Below are 22,598 nucleotides of genomic sequence, written 5' to 3'. Positions count from 1 at the left end.
ATATGAGCCTGCGAAATGTCTTATCGAATCAGTATCCTGGATAAAAGTCCGCTTGCCGCCGGGGAAACCGCCGCGCAGGCGCTGGCGCGTACATTAACGCTGGCGCAACACGCCGAAGCCTGGGGCTATCACCGCTTCTGGGTCGCCGAACACCACAATACCGATCAGCTGGCGAGCCCCTCGCCGGAGCTGGTTATCGCCTGGCTGCTGGGCCACACCCGGCGGATCCGCCTCGGGTCCGGCGGCGTCATGCTCCAGCACTATAGCCCCTATAAGGTCGCGGAAAACTTTAACCTGCTGGCCGCCCTCGCGCCGGGTCGCATCGATCTCGGCGTCGGCAAAGCGCCTGGCGGCCTGCCGCTCTCCACCCGCGCCCTGCAGCAGGGCCTGCATCAGGAGGAGAAAGGGACCTTTGCCGATCAGCTGGCGCAGCTGGATAACTGGCTGTCGCTGACTGAGCCCGGTGGAGAGGAGAGCCTGCGCGCCACGCCGATCCCGCCGCGTCGGGCCGACGGTTTCCTGCTCGGTGCCAGCCTGGAGAGTGCGGAACTGGCGGCTCGTCTTGACTGGAACTTTGTCTTTGCCGCTCATCTCAATGGTGACAGCGCGCTGCGCCGTTCCGTGTTCAACCGCTGGCGCGAGCTGAGCCCGCGTGAGGCGATCGTCGCCGTGCAGGTGGTGGTGGCCGACGATCCGGCCACCGCCGCCGCGCTGGCGCAGCAGGTCGAGGTGTGGGGCGTCGAGCTGGAGAACGGCCAGCGGGTGACCGTCGCCAGTGAGGCTCAGGCCGTCGCCTTTGCCCGCCAGGCTGGCAGCCGGCCGACACGCATCCACCGCCGCGAATCCTCACTGATCTCCGGTACTCCCGAACAGGTTAAAGCCCGGCTTGACGCGCTGCAGGCGGAAAATCAACTGGATGAATTAATCATTGATACCCCTATTAGCGACGGGCCAGCGCGCCTGCACTCCCTGCGCCTGCTTGCGCAGGCTCACTACGGCAAGGAGGTGCTGAATGTCCTTTGAACAACAACTGATTAGCTGGCGGCGCGAGCTGCATCAGAACCCGGAGCTCTCCCTGCAGGAGGTGGCCACCACCGCGCGGATCCGCGACTGGCTGCAGAGCGGCGGGCTGACTCTGCTGCCCTACGATCTGAAAACCGGGCTGGTCACCGAAGTCGGCAGCGGCGACAAGGTGATTGCCCTGCGGGCGGACATCGACGCGTTGCCCATCGAGGAGGCGACCAGTCTGTCCTATCGCTCGCAGAACCCCGGGGTGATGCATGCCTGCGGCCATGATATTCACACCAGCGTGATGCTGGGGGCGGCGCTGCTGCTGAAGGAGCGGGAAGCGGAACTTCCGGGGCGGGTGCGGATCCTGTTTCAGCCGGCGGAGGAAAATTTTGGCGGCGCGAAAACCCTGATCCGCGCCGGGGCGCTGGAGGACGTGTCGGCGATCTTTGGCATGCACAATGAGCCCGGCCTGCCGGTGGGCGAATTTGCCACCCGCGGCGGCGCGTTCTACGCCAACGTCGACCGCTTCGTCTTCAAAGTGACCGGGAAGGGGGCGCATGCCGCCCGCCCACACGAAGGAAAGGATGCGATCCTGCTGGCCAGCCAGCTGGTGACGGTGCTGCAGAGCGTGGCCAGCCGGGAAGTGAACACCCTCGACTCGGTGGTGCTCAGCGTGACGCGGATCCAGGGAGGCAATACCTGGAACGTGCTGCCGGAGAGCGTCGAGCTGGAAGGGACGCTGCGCACTCACAGCAGTGAAGTGCAGCAGCGGGTCAAGGCCCGGGTCAGCGAGATCGCGGCCGGTTTCGCCAGCGCCTTTGGCGCACAGATTGACGTCTTCTGGTATGCCGGCCCGACGGCCCTGGTCAATGATGCCCGCTGGGCCGACTTCGCCAGCGACGTGGCGGCCCAGGCCGGGTACCGCACCCATCACGCCGATCTGCATCTCGGTGGCGAAGATTTTGCGGTCTATCTTCAGCATATTCCCGGGGCGTTTGTCAGCATCGGCAGCGCCAGCGAATATGGTCTACACCATCCGGCATTTAATCCGGACGAACGGCTTATTGCGCCCGCAGCACACTATTTCGCCCAGCTGGCGGAACAGGCATTACAACACATTTAATGGATGACAGGGGAAGGGGTAGCTATGTCTGAAAATCGACAATTGCGTCTGGGAACAATATTACATGGCGCATCGGGAAATATGTCCGCCTGGCGTCATCCGGCGGCGCAGGCGGACGCCAGTATTAATTTTAACTTTGTCACACAGACGGCGTTAAAAGCGGAAGAGGGGAAGCTGGATTTTATTTTTGTCGCCGACGGGTTATATATCAATGAAAAATCGATTCCCCATTTTTTAAATCGCTTCGAACCCTTAACGGTACTTTCCGCGCTGGCCGCGGTCACCCGGCGTCTGGGACTGGTGGGGACCTTATCGACGTCGTACAGCGAGCCGTTTACCACCGCCCGCCAGTTCGCCAGCCTCGACCATTTAAGCCAGGGACGGGCGGGGTGGAACGTCGTCACTTCGCCACTGGAAGGGTCGGCGAAAAACTTCTCCCGGGCTCAGCATCCGGATCATGCGCTGCGCTATCGCATTGCCGATGAATATCTGCAGGTGGTGAAAGGCTTATGGGATTCGTGGGAAGAAGACGCCTTCGTGCGCAATAAAGAGAGTGGCCAGTTCTTTGACAAAAATAAACTGCATACGCTCGATCACCATGGCGATTTCTTTAAAGTGGCCGGCCCGCTAAATATTGCCCGCACGCCACAGGGACGGCCGATTATTTTCCAGGCCGGCGCGTCGGACGACGGCAAGAAATTAGCTGCACGCCACGCCGATGCCATTTTTACCCATCAGGAATCGCTGGCCGAGGCGCAGGCATTTTATCAGGATGTCAAAAGCCAACTCACCGCATATCAGCGCACCCCGGACCAACTGCATATCTTCCAGGGCGTCAGCGTCATCGTCGGGGATGACGCCGAGGATGCGGAACGTCAGTACCAGACTACCGCGGCGCTGGTCTCCATCGAGGATGCGCTGAATTATCTGGGGCGGTATTTCGAACATCATGATTTTTCACAGTATCCGCTTGATGAGCCGTTCCCGGATATTGGCGACCTCGGACAAAACAGCTTCCGCAGCACCACCGACGAGATTAAACGTCACGCCCGCGAGCGGGGATTAACCCTGCGCCAGGTGGCCCTGGAGGCAGCGAGCCCGCGTCCGCGCTTTACCGGCACCGCCAGCGATGTCGCCGATGGCCTGCAATTGTGGTTCGAACAGCACGCGGCGGACGGTTTCATTATTCAGGGCGGCACGCCGGAAACCTTCCCGCGCTTTGTGGATGAGGTGGTTCCGCTGTTACAGGCGCGCGGCCTGTTCCGTCGCGACTATCCGGGCACCACCCTGCGGGAAAGTCTGGGTCTGGCGCTACCTGCTAATCAATTCCAAAAATAATAAAAGAGAATCACGCTATGCAGAAAACAACACTCTTGCTGGCCGTCGCGTTGGCATTTAGCGCCTCGTCGTGGGCCCAGGACGTCAAGATCAATGGCACCGGGGTGAGCCTGGAGGCCAACAAAACGCCGATTCACACCGCGAAAAATCCACAGGCCATTGCGCTGTTGCCGAAAGATCTGCATCTGGCGGTGCCGGGGAAATTCACCGTCGCGGTGGCAGCCCTGAACTCACCACCGCTGACGGTCTTCGCCGATGACAACAAAACCCTGCTCGGCAGCGAGACGGATATCGCCCGACTGGTGGCGGAGAGCCTCGGACTGGAAGTGAACGTGGTTCCTACTTCATGGGAAGACTGGCCGCTGGGCGTCACCTCCGGCAAATATGATGCCGCGATCAGCAATATTACCGTCACCAAAGAGCGCAAAGAGAAGTTCGATTTCGCCACCTACCGCAAGGACTCGCTGGGCTTCTACGTCAAAAGCACCAGTCCGCTGAGCAAAATTGACAAGGCGGAAGACATCGCCGGGCTGAAGATTATCGTCGGCTCCGGTACCAACCAGGAGGCGATCCTGCTGGCGTGGAACGCAGAGAACGTCAAGAAGGGGCTGAAGCCGTTTACCCCGGTCTACACCAAGGATGACGCCGCCCAGACGCTGGCCCTGCAGACCGGGCGCGCCGACGCCTTTTTCGGCCCTAACGTAATTGGCGCATGGAAGGCGGCGCTGACCGGCAAAACCAAACTGGTGGGCAGCGTTGACGGCGGCTGGCCGAAAGCGGCGCATATCGCGGTGACGCTGAAAAAAGACAGCGGGCTGGTGAATGCCGTCCAGGCGGCGCTGAACGGCGCTATCGCCAGCGGGGACTACGCCAAAGTGCTTAACCGCTGGGGCGAAGGGGTGGAGAGTATTCCGCAATCAGAAATCAACCCACCCGGACTGGGCGACTGACAGGAGGCGCGATGAGCGAAGCATTCCGCGATATTTCTCCGGACGCACCGGAGCTGCAGCCGATTATTAGCGGCCTGTTTGCCGAATATGCCGCCCGCTACGGCGACTATTTTTCCCGCGATGCAGAAGTGGAGTTGACTGAGTGGTATTTGCCGCCGCAGGGGCTGTTTATCGTCCTTGAGCGTGAGGGTGAAATTATCGCCACCGGTGCTTATAAACCGAAAGATCGCCACACCGCGGAGATCAAACGTATCTGGACGCACCGCCGTCTGCGCCAGCAGGGGCTGGCGGCGAAGGTGGTCCAGGAGCTGGAGCGGCGGGCGGTGCTGGCCGGGTACAGCCATATCTACCTGACCACCGGCTTCCGTCAGCCGGAGGCAGTAAAGCTCTATCTCAGCCAGGGGTATGAGGCGCAGTTTGACCTCACGCGAGACCCGGAAGAGTACAGTCAGCCGCCGTACGATGGCCGGCTGCGGTTCACTAAAGCGCTGGCGGTGAGCGCCTTCAGCCACAGCGCCTGAGGAGGCATGATGCATTCATCTGAAACGATAAAAGTGGTGCCGGCGCGCTATCCGCTGCGGGTGGTCGGGGCGCTGGTCGCCCTGCTGGTGCTGGCGGTGGTGATCCAGTCGGTGGCCTTTAACCCGCGCTGGGAGTGGGGCGTCTTCGCCCGCTGGTTCTTCGACCCGGTGATCCTCGAGGGGCTGGGACAAACCCTGCTCCTGACCCTGCTCGGCACGGTGCTGAGCGTGATCTTCGGCGGCCTGCTGGCGCTGGCCCGCTTATCCTCATCGTGGCTGCTCAGCAGCCTCGCCTGGGGCTATATCTGGTTGTTTCGCTCGCTGCCGCTGATTGTGGTGCTGATTATTCTGTACAACTTTTCCTATCTCTACGACACCCTGTCGCTGGGGATCCCGTTTACCGGCGTCACCTGGGCCAGCTATCAGACCATTAACGTGCTGGGGCAATTCTCCACGGCGGTGGTGGGCCTGACGCTGGTGCAGAGCGCCTATACCGCGGAGATCATTCGCGGTGGCTTTTTAGGGGTCGACCATGGGCAGTATGAAGCCGCCGCTGCACTGGGGCTTCCCGCCTGGCGACGTACGCTGCGCATTATTCTGCCGCAGGCGCTGCGCACCATCCTGCCCTCCGGCTTCAATGAGATCATCAGTCTGGCCAAGGGAACGGCGATGGTGTACGTCCTGGCGATGCCGGAGCTGTTCTACACCATCCAGATGATCTACAACCGTACCCAGGAGGTGATCCCGCTGTTGATGGTTGGCGCCGCCTGGTATCTGGCGATCACCAGCGTCCTCTCCGCCATTCAGTATCTGGTGGAACGCGCCCTGGCGCGCAGCGAGCGCCGCTCGGCGGTAAACAGCGCCCGCAGCAGCCGTCTGAATCAACCCGCACGTCAACCACAGCCGCAGGAGGCCGTTCATGCCCAGCTCTCATAATGGCCATATCTCTATCACCGGGGTCAGCAAATACTATGGCCGCCACAAAGCGCTGGACGATGTGTCGCTGGAGATCCCCCCGGGCACGGTGACGGTGATCCTCGGCCCTTCCGGCTCGGGCAAGTCCACGCTGCTGCGCACCATAAATCACCTCGAACGCGTCGATGAGGGATTTATTCAGATTGACGGCGACTATATCGGCTACCGCCGCAAAGGCGACAAGCTGTATGAGATGAAAGAGAAGGAGATCCTCCGCCAGCGGATCAACGTCGGCTACGTTTTCCAGAATTTTAACCTGTTTCCGCATCTGACGGTGCTGGAGAACCTGATAGAGGCGCCGATCGCCCACAAGCAGGTCACGCGCAAAGAGGCTATTGCCCGCGCCTATGAACTGCTGGACGTCGTCGGACTGCGCAATAAAGCCGACGCCTGGTCGCGGCATCTCTCCGGCGGCCAGCAGCAGCGTATCGCGATTGCCCGGGCGCTGGCGCTGGACCCGCGGGTGATCCTGTTTGATGAGCCCACCTCGGCGCTGGATCCAGAGCTGGTGGGCGAGGTACTGGATGTGATCAAGAAGCTGGCGCGCTCCGGTACCACCCTGGTGGTGGTGACCCACGAGGTAGGCTTTGCCCGCGAGGTGGCCGACCAGGTGGTGTTTATGGTCGACGGCAGGATCGTCGAGCAGGGCAGCAGCGACGAGGTGCTCAACCATCCGCAGCATCCGCGTACCCGGCAGTTTTTATCCAGGGTGCTGCCGTCATGAACAGAGCGATAGTGACCCTTGTGCTCAGCGCCCTCGCCATGGACGCTCAGGCGGCGCTGGATCTGCGCGCCAATGAGCAGCCATTGCCGGTCACCCGCGACCCGCAGGCGATAGCGAAAATTCCGCCAGGCTATCGCTTCGTGGAGCCGGGGACGCTAACGGTGGCGATCTCGGCGCTCAATTCGCCGCCGCTGGCGCTGCTGGCCAGCGACAACCGCACGCGGGTCGGCAGCGACCCGGATGTTGCCCGCCTGCTGGCCGGAAGCCTTGGCCTGAAACTCAGGCTGGTGCCCACCGCGTGGGAGGACTGGCCGCTGGGCATCGCCTCCGGCCGCTACGACGTGGCGCTGATCAATATCGCTGTGACCGAGAAGCGCAAAGAGAAGTTCGATTTTGCGACTTACCGGGTGGACTCCCTGGCCTTCTCGGTGAAATCCACCAGCGACATCGCCGCGGTAAACGGACCCGCTGACCTCGCCGGGCGCAAAGTGATCGTCGGGTCCGGCACCAATCAGGAACGGATCCTGCTGGGCTGGAACGACGACAACCGGGCAGCCGGGCGGCCGCTGGCCCAGCCGGTCTACCTGACCGATGATGCCTCCGGCAATCTCTATATCCAGTCCGGGCGAGCGGATATCTTTTTCGGCCCGCAGTCGGTGGCAGCCTATAAGGCCGCTCTCAACGGACAGACCAGGGTGGTGGGCCTGGGGCCGAAAAAGGCGTGGGTGGCGACGACCACTAAAAAAGGCAACGGTCTGGTCTTTGCCTTGCAGGCAGCACTCGACGGGGCGATTGCCCGCGGTGAATATCAGCAGGTGCTGGCGCGCTGGGGAGAGCAGGGCGAGGCGGTGGCGCAGTCGGTGGTCAACCCGCCGGGGATTACCTACTAAAAAACCGCTGTTTCGCCGGAGTACGATGCGAAACAGCGGAGGCGAATGCTCGCCAGGGTCTTCAATCAAACGGTGCGCGGAGTGAGCGTCAAGCGATCCAGCGGCCCAACGATAAACAGATAGGAGAACAGACCCAGCACGCCCATGGAACCGACGTAGAGAATGGCGTAATCAAACGAGTGGGTGTTGGCGAGGATCACCCCGATGACCAGCGGGGTAATGATGCTCGCCAGGTTGCCGCACATATTGAACACGCCACCGGCAATACCGAGCATCTCTTTCGGCGAGGTGTCGCTCAGCACGCACCAGCCGAGGTTCCCGAAACCTTTGGCAAAGAACGCCAGACTCATGGCGGCGATCACCACCACTTCCGAGGAGGTGTAGTTGGCGACGACAATGACGCAGGAGAGCAGCATGCCGCAGATCACCGGGAGCTTACGGGCGGTGGTCAGACTGTAACCGCGTTTCAGCAGCCAGTCCGAAAACACGCCGCCCAGCAGGCCGCCGATAAATCCGGCAATCGCCGGGATACTGGCGACAAACCCGACCTTGAGGATTGACATGCCTTTAGCCTGGTAGAGGTAAGTCGGAAACCAGGTGAGGAAGAACCAGGTAATCGATGTGACGCAGAACTGGCCGATATAAACCCCGATCATCATGCGATTGACGCAGACGCTTTTAATCTGCGCGAGAGTTAATTTTTGCTTTGTTTTTTGGCTACCTAATTCCGGTACGCCGCCGCCTTCACGAATATAATCGAGCTCCTGCGGGTTAATTTTAGGGTGATGTGAAGGATCCTTTACTTTTACCAGCCAGAATATTCCCAGCACCACCCCGATAGCGCCAATATAATAAAAGACATAGTGCCAGCTTAAATTATGCAGAATGATGGTCATCAGCGGCGTAATAATGCCCAGCGAAATATACTGCGCGGCCTGATAGACTGAGGTGACAAATCCACGCTCTTTATTGGGGAACCACTGGACGCTCAGGCGACTGTTGGCCGGAAAAGCGGGGGCTTCAATGGCGCCCATCATCAGACGCAGGATCACCAGCACCACCAGCGGACTGGCAAACAGATAAATAGTGCCCTGAAACATAGTGACGACCGACCAGCCAATCAGCGCGCAGCCGTAGACCAACCGCGAACCATATTTATCCAGCAGCCAGCCACCGGGGATTTGCATAATGACGTAGGAAATACCAAAAACCGAAAAGGCCAGGCCCATTGCTTCGGGGTCAAAACCTAACTCTTTACTCATCATCGGCGCGACAACGGACAGGGTGGCCCGGTCTGCATAATTAAATACGGTCGCGAGAAATAAAAAAACTAATATACCGTAACGCACGTTGCTGCGTTTTATTTGCTGTTGCATGTTATTCAACTCCTTTGCAGGGTTGTGAAGACACGTCATCTTTCATGTCGCCTTAATGCTTGCCTGAATGATTTCGTGTATTGCGAGTACAGCGGGTCAGCGATTATTTCCGGTGGCGCTGCGCTTACCGGGGCTACGGGTTCTCAGTGGTCTGCAGACCGGTAGCCCGGATAAGGCGTGGACGCCGTCATCCGGGAAAAGTCATTACGGGCGTGTTCCAAACTCGCAGCTTTGCTGGGTCCAGCGGCGGGCCTGCTCGCTGAGGGTGAAGCCCAGACCATGGCGTTCGGAAACCCACATCCGGCCATCGCGCAGTTCTAACTGCTCGTTAAACAGCGGGTTCAGCCACTCGAAGTGCTCCAGCCACGGTTCCAGCGGGTAGGCGGCGGCGAGATGCAGGTGCACCTCCATCGCAAAATGCGGGGCCAGCTTGCGACCGTGCTTCGCGGCCAGATCCATTATTTTCAGGAACGGGGAGATCCCACCGACGCGCGGGGCATCCGGTTGCACGAAGTCGCTGGCGTTGCCGAGGATCAACTGCTCATGTTCGCGGAAGCTGGTCAGCATCTCGCCGGTGGCAATCGGCGTATCCAGCGCGGCGGCCAGCTGCGCGTGGCCTTCGACGTCATAGGCATCCAGCGGCTCCTCAATCCAGATCAGATTGAACGGCTCCATTTTGCGCCCCATGCGGATGGCGGTTTCGCGATCCCATTGCTGGTTGGCATCCACCATCAGCGGAAAGTCATCACCCAGCACTTCGCGCACCGCCGTCAGACGACGGATATCTTCGGCAGTATTAGGCTGACCGACTTTCAGTTTAATCCCGCCGATGCCGTTTTCACGGGAGATAGCCACGTTTTTCAACACCTGATCCAGTGGGGTATGCAGGAAGCCGCCGGAAGTGTTGTAGCACTGCACGGAATCACGATGTGAACCCAGCAGTTTGGCCAGCGGTAGACCGGCGCGTTTGGCTTTCATATCCCACAGGGCAATATCGATAGGGGAGATAGCTTGTACCGCCATGCCGCTACGGCCGACGGAAGCCCCGGCCCACAACAGTTTGGTGTAGATCTTGTCGATGTCGTTTGGATCTTCGCCAAGCAGATTATCGGCTATCTCTTTGGCGTGAGCGTAAATGCCCTGGCCGCCCGCACGTTTCGAATAACTAAAGCCGACGCCGGTGAATCCATCCCGGGAGTGAATTTCCGCGATGATAATCGCCACTTCGGTCAGCGGTTTTTGGCGACCGGTCAGCACTTTGGCATCGCTGACGGGAGTGGCCAGCGGCAGAAAAGCCAGCGACAGCCTGACGTGGTCAATGCGGTCACCGGTTTCAGCGGCGGTTTTGACGCCGGTGGTTTTGGCGTAGGTTACGGACTCGGAATTGGCGCTTGAGGTCATAGTGGTGTCCTTTTCGATAATGAAATGATTGCGCTATCATTTGTAATGGTGAAATGCTTTTGACGCTACGGTAGTGGTTTTAATTTGTACAAACGATCACAATTGGCCGTTATAAAGGCGAAAAATTTGCTGCGCAGGTCACGATCCAAAACAGTTTGTGAAAAGTGACAAGTTATAATGATAGCGATAACATTTTGTGTTGCAGGTCGTTGATTCTGTTAGGGGAGAAGCGGCGGGCGCTGGCAATTGCGTGGGGCATCATCAATAATGCCCACAGGAAACGACTTAACACAGGGGCTTAGCCGTGAAAAGCAAAAAAACGACGCGGGCGCCGACGCTGGAGGATGTGGCTCGCAGCGCCGGGTTGTCGCCGATGACGGTCAGTCGGGCGCTGAATACGCCCCAGCTGGTCAGGCCAAAAACGGTAGAGAAAGTGATGCAGGCGGTGCAGGCGACGGGCTATATCCCCAATGCGCTGGCCGGCGGCCTCGCCTCCAGGCGCAGCAAACTGGTGGCGGTCGTGGTACCGCAAATCAATAACAATATGTTTGTCGATACCATCCAGGCGCTGAGCGATACTCTGGCGGCGCGCGGCTACCATATGCTGCTGTGCGTGGCGGGCTATGATCGGCACACCGAAGCCGAGCTGGTCTCCACCTTGCTTTCGCGGCGCCCTGATGGCGTGGTATTAACCGGCATCCAGCATGCACCGCTGTTAAAGAAAACGATCCTTAACGCCGCCACGCCGGTGGTGGAAATCTGGGATCTCACCCCGACGCCGCTGGATATGCTGGTCGGTTTTTCCCATGAAAAAGTGGGCGAAACCATTGGCGAGTACGTGCTGGAGAAAGGCTACCAGCGACCAGGCCTGCTATGGGCGGGCGATGCGCGCGCGATGTTGCGTAAGCAGGGGCTCTGTGCCCGACTGGCTAAAAAAGGGCTGGACGATGCGCCTCAGGTTGAAGTGCCGCTCCCGGCGTCGCTGGCGCTGGGGCGAAGCGGTCTGGCGGAGCTGCTCGCCGCCGGCGAGTTTGATGTGATCATCTGCAGCTCAGACACCCTCGCCCAGGGGGCGATTATGGAAGCCGAAAGCCGGGGGCTACGCGTACCGCAGGATCTGGCGGTGATCGGTTTTGGCGATCTGGATTTCGCCGCCAGCAATCGTCCGGCTATCACCACCGTCAGCGTCGACCGTCATGCCATCGGTGAACGGGCCGCCACGCTGCTGGCTGACCGCATCGAAGGGGGAGAAGACAGCGGGGTGATTATAGATATCGGCTTTCAACTGGTGGCACGAGAATCGGCGTAGGCCTGCCTTTTCAGGGCGTGGTGTGCCGGGTGGGTGAGCGGCGAGTTTCTGCCTACACTTAGGCTTTACCCTGGAGGCAGACCATGATAACCGTTTATGGCGTGCCGGGATGGGGCTCGACGATTAGCGAGCTGATGCTCTCCCTGGCCGATATTCCCTACGAGGTGGTTGACGTGGAGGGCTTTGACCAGCCCGGTCCGGCGCGCGAGCGTTTGCGGCAGATTAACCCGCTGTGCCAGGTGCCTACCCTGCAGCTGGCCGACGGGAGCATTATGACCGAAACCGCCGCCATCGCGCTGATGATCCTCGACCAGCGTCCCGATCTGGCCCCCGCGCCAGGGACGCCGCAGCGTCAGCAGTTCCAGCGTCTGCTGGTCTGGCTGGTGGCCAACGTCTATCCTACCTTTACTTATGCCGATTACCCGGAACGCTGGGCGCCCGCCGCCGCGGAGCAACTGGTGGAGAATTGTCGCCAGTACCGGAAAAATCTCTATCTCTGGTTCGAACAGCAGCTGGCCGCCGGGCCGTGGGCGCTGGGCGCGTCGGTAACGTTGCTGGATTGCTATATCGCGGCGATGTACAGCTGGGGGCCGCGACAGGCGTGGTTTGACGACCACGCGCCAAAATTCGCCGCCATCGCCCGGGCGGTCTGTCAGCGACCGGAGTTGGCCGCGGCGCTTCGCCGTAACAAGCTGATTTAACGCACGCGATGGCAACCAGAACGGCCATTCTGTGGTAGCGTTATGGTTCTGACCACAAGGAGTCTTTGCTATGCCGCATGTTGATATTAAATGCTTTCCCCGTGAACTGACTGACGAACAAAAAACCGCGCTGGCCGCCGACATCACTGAGGTGCTGATCCGCCATCTGAACAGCAAAGAGAGCGCTGTCAGCGTCGCGCTGACTCAGGTTGAGCCGGACGCGTGGCAGGCGGTGTGGGACAGTGAGATCGCCCCGCAGATGGCGCAGTTAATTAAGAAGCCGGGTTATAGCATGTAGTTGCCACTGGCGGGCATGAAGTCCGCCAGTGACGATCCGTCAGAACCAAATCTCCGTCTGCACGCCGAAGTTCCATGTCCCGCCGGCGGTAAAGCCTTTACTGCCGAAATCATCGTTGATCGCATAACGATCCAGGTCTTTATCCCAGTTCATCCACGTGACAAAGAAACGTATCTCCGGCCGCGCTTTGATATCAAACACATCGCCCACTTTAAAGGTGGGGGCGAAGGTCAGCTTGTAGAAATCACCGCGCACCGCCTGATACTGATAAACGTTGTCATTATAGCGATAGCTGCGCCCGTTCGGATTGAGATCCATATACTGCCACGAGGCCTCATACAGCAGGGCGAAGTGAGCGGAGATCCCTTGCGACACCCGCAGGTTAAACGTCGCCCAGTCGTAGCGGTCGCCGTCGCGATAGCGGTCTTCGCTGTGCTGGGCTATCACCGACGGCGCCAGCTGCCAGTTTTTCCCCAGCGGGAGGATCCCGTACGAGGCAAAGCGCAGGGAGGCCGCGTTCTCGGTCAGGTCGCCATCGCTCCCCGGCTGACGCGCTTCGGCACCCAGCCCGACGCCGTACTGCAGCGCGCTTTCCGACACCCCCGGCGCCAGGCCGTAGAACTGCTGTTTGTCGTGCAGGGCCAGCATCGCGTAGTAGCCGTTTTTGGCGGTGTTATCGCTGCGCAGGGCATAGCTCCCGGTGGTCGAGGTATTATCTTTCAGGTCATCGTTACCCTGGGCGGTCATCACCGTGGTCATCAGCTGCCAGTTGCCGTAAAAATGGTTGGCGGTGAACAGCAGATTCTGGATGTCATTATCCGCGTAATTATCGCTGCCAAGGTCGCCGAAGTTACGCGCATACACCGAATAATCGCCGCGCAGGCCGCTTCCCCAGTCGACATCGTTGATCCCGCCGCCGGTGCCACCGAGGAACATGATGTCGCTATCGGTAAAGTGGATATCGAAGTTATCCCGATCGAAGCGTTTGCCGGCCCAGATCGAGGCGCGTTTTAACGGTCCGGTGAACTCGGCGAAGTCGCCCATCTCGACGTACAGCTGACGAATGTTCATATGGTGGCTGTCGTTGTCCTGAACCCACGGATCCGGGTTGGTGGCCCCGTCGGCGAGCATGGTCTTAAAGCGCGCCCATGAGCCATCGTTGAAGGTAAGCTTTTTGCCAAAGCTCAGCTCAGCGTAATTATCTTTTTCGTTGCCGAGACGACCGACGTGGGCATCGCCGTTGAGCGAACTGGCCGGGGAGATGCCTGGCCCGCCGCGGGCGCCTTTGCCGTGGCTGTTCACCAACATTCCGGAACGGGCGTAGGCGTTAAAGGTAAAGCCATCGTCCGGGGCGCGCTTCGCCAGCTGCTCGCTCAGTTGCTGATTGGTGGCCTGCTGTTTTTGTTCGCGAGCCGTGGTCTGCTGACTGAGCGCCTGCACCTGCTGCTCCGCAGCCGCCGCGCGCTGTTCGGCGGCGGCGGTTTGCTGTTCTGCCCGCTGCGCGCGGCGACTGGCTTCGCTGGCCTGCTGTTCGGCGAGATTGAGGCGCGCTTCAAGTTGCGCCAGCCGTTGTTCGACGCTCAACCCGGCGGCGCTGGTGAGTGGAAAAAGGGCGCAGCAAACCGCTGCGCTAATCACAGAGATACGCATAAAAGTCCTTAATTTATCCAGAGGTTAAATCAGCGGGGCGCCTTACATGGCGGGGGATTCTCCGGTGGTCGGGGTCGGGGCTGGCGAGGCGCCGCGTCCGGCATCGAGGTCGGCACGGATCTGCTCATAGTGATCGTCGAGGCGGTAGAAGCGGCCCATCCACAGCATCGAAGCGAGGATCAACAGCGCCGGAATGTACAGATAGCAGGCCTTGATGGCCAACAGGGCGCTGTCGCTTTGCGCCTGGTTGGCGATATAGCCGCCGGAGGAGAGCAGTACCCCGGTGATCGCCCCGGCGCCGGCCATCGCCACCTTGCCGAGAAAGCCGTTTATCGAGGTCAGGATCCCAGCGGTATTAATGCCGGTTTTCCACACGCCGTAATCCACCGGGTCGGCCTGCATCGAGAAATAGATAGCCGTGCGCTGACCGGCGCCAAGGGAGAGGATCACCGCCCCGACGATCAGCCCCAGCGCGTAGGTGCCAGAGAGCATCATCATCCCCATCCCGAGCAGATTGATCGCGCTGGCGACCAGATAGACATGACGTTTTTTCATGCGTCGGGCCAGCAGCGGGACGGTGAGGGTGCCGAGCAGGGGAACGAAGGTGGAGATCCCGGCGATAACCGCCGTCAGCTCGGTATTCCCGACGTAATAGTGGAAGAAGTACACCAGCGCTCCGGTCTGAAAGAAGAATGCCCCCCACATCAGAAAGATATTGCTGGCGAAGATCCACCACGGACGATTGGCGCGCAGGCTAATCCAGGCGCGTTTCAGGGTCATGCGCTCCCCGGCGAGGGTGATCTTTTCTTCGACGTTGCGAAAGCTCACCAGCAGGAAAAAGGCCGCCAGTACGCCAAAAATCACTGCGGTATAGAGGAATCCCTGCTGCTGATTGCCCTTGCCCAGCGCACCGACCAGCGGCAGGGTGGCCACGGCGACGATGGTGGCCCCGAGAGACCCCAGCAGAATACGTACCGCCGACAGCGTGGTGCGCTCTGCGGAATCACTGGTTAAAAACGGCAGCATGGCGCAGAACGGAATGTTCACCAGGGTGTAGAGGAACGACAGACACAGATAGGTGACAAAGGCGTACAGCAGTTTGCCGGTGGTGCCGAAATCCGGCACATAAAAGGCCAGAATACACAGCAGACCAAAAGGCAGGGCGCCGATCAGCAGCCAGGGACGGCAGCGCCCCCAACGGGTGGCGGTATTGTCGATTACCAGCCCCATCAGCACGTCGGCCACGCCATCCACCAGCCGGGTGACCAGGAACATCAGGCCAACATAATAGGCCGGGAGGCCCATCACGTCGGTGTAAAAGAACATCAGATACAGAGAGATCATCTGCCACACAAGGTTGCAGGAGAGATCGGCAATGCCATAGCCAAGGCGCTGCCGCCACAGGGTAAACGTTGTTTCTGCCATAAATCACTCGCTTATCGTTGTTGTTAAAGTCCGTACTGGCGAATAAACCAGGCCGGGGTACAGCTCCACGCATGGCAGTAACTGTTGATGAGCTTACTGCCATACGGGGAAAAGTCAGGATGCTGTGGGTCGAAAATTTCCCAGAAGGTGTCGGCGCCGTAGTCAACCATCGCTCCCCAGTAGGCTTTGATCTCCGCCACCGCCTCCTCGCGCAGGCCGCACTGCAGCAGGGCGGCAATGTGATGATGGCGCAGGTACGGGGTATTCATGGCAATGGCGGGCGGCTGTTTCTGCAGGCGGCGCATCAGCGCTTGCCGCTGCCCGGCGGTGCCAACTTCCGCCAGCACCAGCCAGATCTGCGATGCCCATGAGACCTGGCGCGCGGCGCCGCTGATAAACACCTGCCGCTCGCTGTCCCACAGGTGCTGCTGAGCGGCCTCTTTCAGCTGCGCCAGTGTGGCGGTGTCCTCGGGCACCCGCTGTGGCTCAACACGCTGCGCCAGCCAGATGGCGCGCTGCAGGCAGTAGATGAGCACCCCTTGCGCTGACGCCTGTTTATTCAGATCCGCCTGCCAGTCGATAAATACCCACCAGTCATCGCTGTCGCACACCAGGCCGCGGGTATCGCAACGGGTCAGCGCCAGCTCGATTTGCCGTCGCGCCGTGGGCCACAGTTCACGGGCGGTTTCCATGTCGCCAGTGCTTTGCAGGTAGTGATAGAGTACGTCGACAAAAAATAATGAATAATCAAAGAGAAAGGTGTCATCGGCGCGCACGTCAGGCTGAACAAAGACATTGGCGGAGACCATGCCGTCTTCCCGGGTATGGCCGGCAAACAGGTACAGGCAGCGGCGGACCAGGTCGTGGTGGCCGAAGGTCACGTCATTGACCAGCGCCTGCAGGCGCAGGTCGCCGAGCCACAGCCGACGGTCGCGTTTCGGCCCATCCTCAAACACCTCCTGCATGCAGTTTTGCAGGGTGCGAACCGCGACGTCATCAATGGCTTTCAGTTGCGGATCGGCGATGACCGCCGGCTGCGGACTGCCGGCTGAGGTAACGGTTTCCAGGGCTATCTCATCGAACTGCAGACGAAATTTGCGCGACAGCGCTTTGACCTCCACCTTCAGGTAGCGCAGGCAGTAGCGACGCGGCAGGTCAACCCGGGCGGGCAGGACGTCGAGCCACAGATCCTGTTGCTGCAACCAGCTACTGCTCAGCCACCCCCGGTACTCGCTGAACGGCTCGCAGACTTCGCTCAGCGTTTCGCCGAAGGTGAAGTGCAGATGGGCCGGGGCATCCGGCGGGCTGCCGACGCTGCGGCAGCTGAACTGCAGGTAGCCAACAAAATGGCTGCCAAAGTCAATAATGATGCTGTCGCCGGCGCTGAGCGGTTGCTGATAAAACTGCTCCGGCGTGCAGACGGTATGCCCCCGCCAGCCGTTCAGCGCTCCTGGTTCAGCGACGGCCTCGACGATGGCCTGCGGCGTCTGGCGCTGGCGATGCAGCGCGGGCGTCAGGGCGGCCGCACGCTGTAATAAATGCGGATGACGGGTCATCGCCACACTGGAATTGTATTGAATTGCCTGTGACATACTGCGTCCTCTCCATTAGGTTAGGCGCAGCATAGGCCGTCGTCTGGCGCCACCACCACTCTGGCAATGCCAAACCGTCAGTGAAAATGGCAGGAATAATGAGGTGGGGGCGCTGGCGATCACAAATCCGCACATCGGGCGAGTGACGAAGGCTGGAATAGATTATCGTGCCCCTGCGCACCACGCTGTTCAGGATTTGCTGTAATGATGACACTGACCGTTGAGTATTATTTCACCCATCCCCAGGATAAGCTCGGCATGTACGCCAGCGACCCGGAAGATAATAGCCAGGAGCATGGCCACGAGTTTGCCGAGCTGGTGATCGTCGAGGAGGGGCATGGATTACACGTTATTAATGGCCGCCCGCTGTATATCCAGCAGGGCGATGTATTTTACGTCCAGCCTGGCGATGTCCACTATTATGATGAGATGGGGACGCTGAAGCTGATTAATGTCTTAATTAATCCGGCGGTGGCCTTTCGCTATTTACAGCAGATGGAGGGATTGCTGCAGCAATTATCGGCGCAGCGCGCCGCCTGCTATGGCTGGCTGGCGCCGGAGACCCGCAGCTATTGTCGGGAACTGGTGGAAAAGATATTTTCCCCGGCGCTGAGGGCGGCGGATAATACCCCGCTACGGGAGTCTCTCTTTTTCCAGCTGGTGACCACCATTCTCACAGCCGAGTCGGAAGCCGAATATAGCAGCACCCGCTATAAACTCCATAAATTACTCACCTGGCTGCAGGAGCACTGTTTCGAAGAACATAACTGGCAGCAGCTGGCGGAGCAATTTCATCTCACCACCCGCACGGCGTTTCGCCATATTAAAGAGGCCACCGGCTTAACGCCGGATAATTATCTGAAACGTCTGCGGCTGGTCTCCGCGCGGGTCAAATTACGTGAAACGGAGATGACCATTACCGAAGTGGCTTATCTGTGCGGCTTCGCCAACAGCAACCACTTTACCACCCTGTATAAAAAAGTGTTTGGCCTGACCCCCAGCGCCGATCGCCGCCGCCCACCGGGTTAAAAGGGGGGCCGCAGGCCGGGCAGGGGAAACCGGCCGCCTGCGGCAAGTCACGCTTACTCGTCGAGGGAGTTTGCCCGCACATGACGACCGCTGGCGACAAAATTGCCGGTGCCAAGATGATGCAGGGTATTGAGCTTATCGTCGTCGAACTGCCAGCGTCCGGTGACGAACGCGCGCTCATCGGCGGCGGCAGACACCACCTCCCCGAACAGGGTGTCGTACTGGGTCTGGGCCGCCGTCGCCGGCAGCAGTCGGCACTCCATCCATGCCAGACACTTCTCCTCGATCAGCGGCAGCCCCAGCTCCGGACCGGTCACCACCGGGATCCCCCAGGCATTGAATTTGTCCTCATCGCGGCCGCTGACGCTGCCGACGGCGTAGGTCCAGCTGGCGGCTGCGACGCCGGGAACCACAATGCCGAAGGTGCCGTTGCGCTCGATGATCTCCCGCGTCCAGGTGCTTTTATCCACCACGATAGCCACCCGCGGCGGGGCGAATTCCACCGGCATTGACCAGGCGGCGGCCATGACGTTGCGACGGTCGGACGGCGCATCGTAGCTGGTGATCAAAATGGTCGGGCCGTGGTTGAGCAGGCGGCTGGCATACTGCAGTTCAACGTGGCGAAAGCGGCTCATAGGCGTTCCTTGAATAATGGGTCGGTTGGCAGGTAACACGTTAAGCCGCAATGAAAATGTAATCAATACGTCATCTCGTCTGACTATAGTCGCCAGCACTAAGTCCCAAAGAGGATCACAATATGTTGGCTCCCCTGATGTTATCCCAGGTGAGCGTGCCCCGTCGGATGTCGGCCGCCGGGCAGGTCTCGCTGTCCCGAAAGGGAGGGCGATGATGCGCACGCTGACCCCTATCACCCTGCAGGAGGTCTCTTTTGCCTTCGCAGAGACTCCCGTTCTTGACCGTTTCTCGTTGCATATCGAACCCGGCCGCATCGTGGCGCTACTGGGTCCGTCCGGCTGCGGCAAAAGCACTTTGCTGCGTCTGCTGGCCGGGCTGAGCGTGCCGGCCAGCGGCGAAATCCGCTTTGGCGACAGGCTGGTCGCCCGCGCAGGATGGGGATTGCCCCCGGAGCAGCGCGATATCGGCATGGTTTTTCAGGATTACGCCCTCTGGCCGCATATGAGCGTGGCGCAGAACGTCGCCTTTCCACTGCGCATGCGCGGTGTCTCCCGTAGCGAACGCGAGCGCCGGGTCAGCGAGGCGCTGGCGCGGGTAGGCCTCAACGGTTTCGCCGAACGTAAACCCTCTGGTCTTTCTGGCGGTCAGCAGCAGCGGGTGGCGCTGGCGCGGGCGATCGTCGCCGCGCCGCGGGTGCTGCTGTTTGATGAACCGCTCTCCAACCTGGACAGCGAACTGCGCGAATCGCTTTGCGGCGAAATGAGCCGCCTGTTGCGACAGCTCGGCATCACCGCCGTGTATGTCACCCATGACCGACGTGAAGCCGAGCTGTTAGCCGACCAGATTGTCTATTTATCCGCGGGCCGCGTGGCCGCTGTCCGCGCCGTTACGCCAACCTCAGGGGAAGTTGCATGAACACCGTTATGACCGTTAAGAAAGGAGTGGTACTCGCGATGGCTCTCTCCGCCATGATGCTTTCCAGCGCCCATGCGCTGACCGTTTACACCGCCGGCCCTGGCTCGCTGGCGAAAAGCCTGGCCAGCGGTTTTGAACAACAGACCGGGGTGAAGGTGACGGTTTTCCAGGCCACCACCGGCAAAGTGATGGCCCGACTGGAGGCCGAGCAGGCCAACCCGCAGGCGGATGTGCTGATCTCCGCCTCGTGGGATACCGCCGAAGATCTGCACCAGCGGGGCTGGTTGCTGCCTTTTGCGAGCGCCAATGCCGACCAGGTACCGGCGAACCTGAAATCAGCGGACTATATCGCCCAGGGTGTCTCCGCCCTGGGTATTGTCTGGAACAGTAAAAGCGGCACCCCGGAACCGAAAGAGTGGCGGGATCTCACCCAGCCGGCGTTTAAAGACAAGGTGACAACCCCCGACCCGGCGCTCTCCGGCGCGTCGCTGGATTTGCTGATCGGGCTACAAAACAGCATGGGCGACCAGGCCTGGCAACTGTTTGACGATCTGAAAAAGAACGGCATGGTGGTCAGCGGACCCAACGCCCAGGCGGTGACGCCGGTGATGCAGGGGGCGAAAGCAGCGGTATTTGGCGCGGTGGATTATGTCTCCTACGGCAATATTCAGCAGGGCGAGTCGCTGAAGGTGATCTTCCCGGCCAGCGGAACGGTGATTGCCCCGCGCCCGATGATGATCCTCAAAACCAGCCAGCATGCCGACGATGCCAAAGCCTTTATCGATTATGTTCTGTCGCCGGAAGGTCAGGCGAGGGTTGCCGATGCCTGGCTGATGCCCGCCCGCCGCGACGTGGCGGCCAAACGTCCGTTGCTGGACGCGCTGAAGGTGCTGCCCACCACCAGCGAAGGCAGCAGCGAACGGGGCGCCGTGCTCGCCCGCTTCAGTCAGCTGTACGCGCAGTAATTGCTCCTGTTCCTCCGGCGCTGGCCGTCGGGGGACCCCTCAGCTTCAGGAACCGGTTGTGAAACAAACATTCCTTTCCGGCGCGACCCTCGCCGCCCTGGTGATGCTGGTCGCGTTACCGTTAGTGTTTATTCTGCTGCAGGCGATTTTTCCCCATTTTAGCGCTGGTTCGCTCGGGAACGCCTTTGGCGGCGTCTCGGCGCTGCTGGCCGATCCCCAGTTGCCGGCGATGCTCGGCGGTACGCTGTGGATCGCCGCCGGCGTGGCGCTGGTCAGCGTAATGATTGGTCTGCCGCTCGGCATCCTGCGCGGTATGTTTTCGCTGCCGCTGCCCCGGCTGTGGGATCTCCTGTTTTTGATCCCCTTTCTGACGCCGCCCTATATCTCGGCGCTCTCCTGGATGCTGGCCCTGCAAAGCCAGGGCTATCTGCAGCAGCTGACCGGCTGGCAATTGAACGATCTGCTGTTCAGTCGCAGCGGGATCGTGCTGGTGATGACCTTTAACATTTTCCCGGTGGTCTACTTTGCCGTCTCCCGCAGCCTGCTGGCGAGCGGGACCCGGCTGGCGGTGGTCGCCCGCGTCCATGGCGCCAGCGCCTGGCGCGCTTTCTGGCACGTGACACTACCGATGCTCTCCCCGGCGCTGGCGGCGGGCACGCTGCTGGCGTTTACCCTCGCTATCGAGGAGTTTGGCGTACCGGCGGCGCTGGGCAGCCGGGCGGGAGTGGTGATGCTGACGGTCGGTATTGAGAAAAAGCTGGCCGACTGGCCGGTGGACCTTACCGGCGCCGCGCTGCTGTCGCTGCTGCTGATGGCGGTGGCGTTGTTCGCCTGGTGGCTGCAAATACGGCTGGTGGGGGAGAAAGAGGTCACCAGCGTCACCGGCAAGCCGGGAGAAAACCGCGGGGCATCGCTGGGCGTGATGACGCTGCCCGCCGTGCTGATAATGGCGGCCGTCGGCGGCCTGGCGGTCGGCGTCCCCGCCGCCTCGATGATGCTCACCAGCGTGATGGGCACGCTCTCAGGGGGCGTGAGTGTTGAGAATGTCACGCTGCGTCACTTCGCGGCGCTGTTTGACCAGCAGGGGGATGCCCTGTCGGCCCTCGGCACCAGCCTGTCGCTGGCCCTGGGCTCGGCGCTGATCGTCGGCGCGCTGGGCCTGCTGGCCGCCTGGCTGGTGATGGTGCAGAAGATTAAAGGGCGCGGGATGGTGGACGCGCTGTCGCTGATGCCGGCGGCGCTGCCGGGCGTGGTGGTGGGGGTCGGTTTGATCCTGCTGTGGAATCAGCCTTTCTGGCCGCGTTCGCCCTATAACACGCTGTGGATGTTGCTGCTCTCCTATTGCTGCCTGCTGTTGCCCTGGCCGGTGCGCTATGTCGGCAGCGCGCTGCGCCAGCTGGGCCCCAATCTTGAGCCCGCCGCCCGGGTGCACGGGGCGTCGCCACTGCAGGCGCTGCGGTTGATTGTCCTGCCGCTGGTCTTTCCGGCGCTGCTGGCGGCGATGCTGATGGTGTTCGCGGTGGCCTCCCGGGAGCTGGTGACCTCGCTGCTGCTCTCTCCAGCCGGTACGCAAACCGTGGCGGTGTTTATCTGGCGCCAGTTCGAACAGGGTTCAGTCGGTCAGGGCATGGCGATGGCCAGCCTGACGTTGTTGACCGGTCTGGTCCTGATGCTGACGGCGCTGGCGCTGATGCAGCGCAGCACGCGCGGTTAACGACAAGCGCACAAAAAAGACGGTCGGCGCGGAAAAATAGGCTATAAATGTCGGA

19 protein-coding genes and 1 pseudogene are annotated in these 22,598 nt (G+C 60.6%); 14 read left to right on the top strand and 6 right to left on the bottom strand.

All coding sequences use genetic code 11. From position 1 onward, the window contains the following. Positions 1 to 15 precede the first annotated feature (15 nt). From CWM61_RS01410 to CWM61_RS01375, 7 genes and pseudogenes are all read left to right on the top strand, one after another. Complete coding sequence (locus tag CWM61_RS01410; protein ID WP_100630563.1) at positions 16 to 1,023, top strand: MsnO8 family LLM class oxidoreductase; 1,008 nt, start codon at positions 16 to 18, stop codon at positions 1,021 to 1,023. Further along, on the top strand, positions 1,013 to 2,134 hold the full coding sequence (locus CWM61_RS01405; RefSeq protein WP_100630562.1) for a M20 peptidase aminoacylase family protein: 1,122 nt from the start codon (positions 1,013 to 1,015) through the stop codon (positions 2,132 to 2,134). Before CWM61_RS01410 ends, CWM61_RS01405 begins: the two co-directional genes overlap by 11 nt. Positions 2,135 to 2,158: 24 nt before the next feature. After that, positions 2,159 to 4,422 (top strand): annotated as a pseudogene (locus CWM61_RS29755) (NtaA/DmoA family FMN-dependent monooxygenase). An 11-nt stretch (positions 4,423 to 4,433) separates the two neighbouring features. After that, positions 4,434 to 4,943, top strand: a complete 510-nt coding sequence (locus tag CWM61_RS01390) for a GNAT family N-acetyltransferase (RefSeq protein ID WP_008804708.1) — start codon at positions 4,434 to 4,436, stop codon at positions 4,941 to 4,943. Positions 4,944 to 4,952: 9 nt separating this feature from the next. Beyond that, entirely contained in the window at positions 4,953 to 5,879 is a 927-nt protein-coding gene (locus tag CWM61_RS01385; protein WP_008804709.1) for an amino acid ABC transporter permease, read from the top strand. Continuing rightward, on the top strand, positions 5,863 to 6,642 hold the full coding sequence (locus tag CWM61_RS01380) for an amino acid ABC transporter ATP-binding protein (RefSeq protein WP_008804710.1): 780 nt from the start codon (positions 5,863 to 5,865) through the stop codon (positions 6,640 to 6,642). The genes CWM61_RS01385 and CWM61_RS01380 overlap by 17 nt, the downstream gene beginning before the upstream one ends. Positions 6,643 to 6,680: 38 nt before the next feature. After that, a complete protein-coding gene (locus CWM61_RS01375) occupies positions 6,681 to 7,532 on the top strand; it encodes a transporter substrate-binding domain-containing protein (protein ID WP_165785241.1) in 852 nt (283 codons plus the stop codon). A 65-nt stretch (positions 7,533 to 7,597) separates the two neighbouring features. Here CWM61_RS01375 and CWM61_RS01370 read toward each other — a convergent pair whose 3' ends face one another. Continuing rightward, positions 7,598 to 8,908 (bottom strand): MFS transporter, encoded by a 1,311-nt coding sequence (locus tag CWM61_RS01370; RefSeq protein WP_074385713.1) that lies wholly within the window; start codon positions 8,906 to 8,908, stop codon positions 7,598 to 7,600. 204 nt (positions 8,909 to 9,112) lie between these two features. Then, a complete protein-coding gene (locus tag CWM61_RS01365) occupies positions 9,113 to 10,309 on the bottom strand; it encodes an L-talarate/galactarate dehydratase (RefSeq protein ID WP_061154444.1) in 1,197 nt (398 codons plus the stop codon). Positions 10,310 to 10,613: 304 nt separating this feature from the next. Between CWM61_RS01365 and CWM61_RS01360 the strand changes: the two genes are divergently transcribed. The 3 genes from CWM61_RS01360 to pptA all read left to right on the top strand — a co-directional run bounded on the left by CWM61_RS01360 (position 10,614) and on the right by pptA (position 12,617). Then, positions 10,614 to 11,618, top strand: coding sequence for a LacI family DNA-binding transcriptional regulator (locus tag CWM61_RS01360; protein ID WP_100630560.1), 1,005 nt, complete (start codon positions 10,614 to 10,616; stop codon positions 11,616 to 11,618). 83 nt (positions 11,619 to 11,701) lie between these two features. Continuing rightward, positions 11,702 to 12,319 (top strand): glutathione S-transferase family protein, encoded by a 618-nt coding sequence (locus tag CWM61_RS01355; RefSeq protein WP_100630559.1) that lies wholly within the window; start codon positions 11,702 to 11,704, stop codon positions 12,317 to 12,319. Positions 12,320 to 12,389: 70 nt separating this feature from the next. Beyond that, positions 12,390 to 12,617 (top strand): tautomerase PptA, encoded by a 228-nt coding sequence (pptA, locus tag CWM61_RS01350; protein WP_002906690.1) that lies wholly within the window; start codon positions 12,390 to 12,392, stop codon positions 12,615 to 12,617. 39 nt (positions 12,618 to 12,656) lie between these two features. Here pptA and CWM61_RS01345 read toward each other — a convergent pair whose 3' ends face one another. The 3 genes from CWM61_RS01345 to CWM61_RS01335 are packed head-to-tail and all read right to left on the bottom strand — an operon-like array spanning position 12,657 to position 17,284. Beyond that, positions 12,657 to 14,267, bottom strand: a complete 1,611-nt coding sequence (locus CWM61_RS01345) for a carbohydrate porin (RefSeq protein WP_100630558.1) — start codon at positions 14,265 to 14,267, stop codon at positions 12,657 to 12,659. A 42-nt stretch (positions 14,268 to 14,309) separates the two neighbouring features. Continuing rightward, on the bottom strand, positions 14,310 to 15,692 hold the full coding sequence (locus tag CWM61_RS01340; protein ID WP_100630557.1) for an MFS transporter: 1,383 nt from the start codon (positions 15,690 to 15,692) through the stop codon (positions 14,310 to 14,312). A gap of 23 nt (positions 15,693 to 15,715) precedes the next feature. After that, positions 15,716 to 17,284: a family 78 glycoside hydrolase catalytic domain gene (locus tag CWM61_RS01335; protein ID WP_100630556.1), complete on the bottom strand. Its 1,569-nt coding sequence runs from the start codon at positions 17,282 to 17,284 to the stop codon at positions 15,716 to 15,718. Between the two features lie 204 nt (positions 17,285 to 17,488). Between CWM61_RS01335 and CWM61_RS01330 the strand changes: the two genes are divergently transcribed. Next, a complete protein-coding gene (locus CWM61_RS01330) occupies positions 17,489 to 18,313 on the top strand; it encodes a helix-turn-helix domain-containing protein (RefSeq protein WP_100630555.1) in 825 nt (274 codons plus the stop codon). 53 nt (positions 18,314 to 18,366) lie between these two features. Here the strand turns inward: CWM61_RS01330 and CWM61_RS01325 are convergent, their stop codons facing one another. Then, positions 18,367 to 18,948 (bottom strand): flavin reductase family protein, encoded by a 582-nt coding sequence (locus CWM61_RS01325; RefSeq protein WP_004151228.1) that lies wholly within the window; start codon positions 18,946 to 18,948, stop codon positions 18,367 to 18,369. A 211-nt stretch (positions 18,949 to 19,159) separates the two neighbouring features. On the opposite strand from CWM61_RS01325, the gene CWM61_RS01320 reads away from it, so the two are divergent. Genes CWM61_RS01320 through CWM61_RS01310 form a run of 3 tightly spaced genes read left to right on the top strand, consistent with a single transcriptional unit; the run spans position 19,160 to position 22,543 of the window. Beyond that, positions 19,160 to 19,864, top strand: coding sequence for an ABC transporter ATP-binding protein (locus CWM61_RS01320; RefSeq protein ID WP_012541582.1), 705 nt, complete (start codon positions 19,160 to 19,162; stop codon positions 19,862 to 19,864). After that, positions 19,861 to 20,829, top strand: coding sequence for an ABC transporter substrate-binding protein (locus CWM61_RS01315; RefSeq protein ID WP_008804721.1), 969 nt, complete (start codon positions 19,861 to 19,863; stop codon positions 20,827 to 20,829). The genes CWM61_RS01320 and CWM61_RS01315 overlap by 4 nt, the downstream gene beginning before the upstream one ends. A 58-nt stretch (positions 20,830 to 20,887) precedes the next feature. Further along, complete coding sequence (locus CWM61_RS01310) at positions 20,888 to 22,543, top strand: ABC transporter permease (RefSeq protein ID WP_074385720.1); 1,656 nt, start codon at positions 20,888 to 20,890, stop codon at positions 22,541 to 22,543. The last annotated feature ends 55 nt before the right edge of the window (positions 22,544 to 22,598 follow it).

The organism is Klebsiella sp. K-Nf6, assembly GCF_002806655.1.
In the GTDB taxonomy this organism is placed as follows: Bacteria; Pseudomonadota; Gammaproteobacteria; order Enterobacterales; family Enterobacteriaceae; genus Klebsiella; species Klebsiella variicola.
The sequence above is the reverse complement of the archived record's forward strand: the minus strand, read 5'-3'. Positions and strand labels throughout refer to the sequence as shown.